We start from the raw sequence: 1,254 nt of genomic DNA on the forward strand, positions 1-1,254 counted from the left end.
TATGTGGACGGCCCCCGACTCGCAAGATATTTTGAGATGATTTGATCTGATCGCTTGCGTCCATATGTCCGGCCTGTTGTGGCGTTCGCGCATGAACGCTGGCCAAGATGGTTTCCGCAACACAGGTCCCAGACATCAAGGCGGCCTTGAGGGGCCAAAGGGATCCCCGGGGTATCCTGTGTCCCGGATCGATCGATCACACCATCTGCTATTATCTTGCAAGTTGTCGTATTACCAACACGTGGCGAAGATCAGGATGTCCCGGGTTCTTGCTTCCCAATCTTCATGCGACGCATCCCGTCAAAGCTGGTCCTGATTGTGCGCTGTATGTCTCTCCAGAGACCATGAGCTTCCAGGCCACGCGCGCCATCTTGTTAGCGAGTGCGACAGCTGCAAGTTTAGGCGGCTTGCGCTTGAGCAGTTCCGCCAGCCATCGAGAAGCCTTGCCAGATCGCCGCGCGTGATGAATGACAGCGGTTGCTCCAGCCACCAGGACGGCCCGCAGAGCTTCATCGCCGGCTCGCGTGATACCACCGAGCCGCAGCTTGCCGCCGGTCGAGTGATCCTTTGGCGTCAACCCTATCCAGGCCGCGAACTGGCGACCAGATTTGAAGAGCTCCGGAGCGGGTGTCTTCATTATCAAAAGAGCCGAACCGATTGGGCYAATGCCGGGAATGGTGTTGAGACGTATGCTGCGTTCGTCGTTACGCTGCCATGCCTTTACCTTGGCCTCCACATCCGCAATCTTCTTCTCCAGTTGAGCGTATTCCTCGGCCTGGCTCATGAACAATTCCTGTGCGAGCTCTGGCACAGTCCCGTCGGCTTGTACCTTTTCAAGCAGCAGAGGGATATGCGCCAGCCCCTTGGCAGCGGAGATCCCAAACTCATTGGCATAGCCCCGGATTGCGTTGGCGAGTTGGTGCGGTTGGCTATGAGACGGGTACGGACGCTGATCAGCATGAGTGCCGCTTGTTCGTCAACTGTCTTAACCGGAACAAACCGCATCGTTGGGCGGCTCATTGCCTCGCAGAGCCCCTCCGCATCGGCCGCGTCGTTCTTGTTCCGCTTGACGTAGGGCTTGGCAAGTTGCGGCGCGATCATTTTTACCTCATGTCCGAATGAGGTGAGCAGCCGTGCCCAATGATGCGAACCACCACAGGCCTCGATCGCGACCAAAGTTGGCGGGCAGGTCGTGAAGAAGTCGATCATCTCCTTGCGCCGCATTTTCTTGCGCAAGACTGGTTTCTCTCCAGC

General features: G+C 57.5%; 1 pseudogene. It reads right to left on the reverse strand.

Annotated elements, in window-relative coordinates:
- Positions 1-283: 283 nt before the first annotated feature.
- A pseudogene (locus tag AC1DUP_RS36740) lies at positions 284-1,254 on the reverse strand (IS110 family RNA-guided transposase); the annotation flags it as partial.

It is taken from the genome of Rhizobium sp. 01L419 (genome assembly GCF_056400025.1).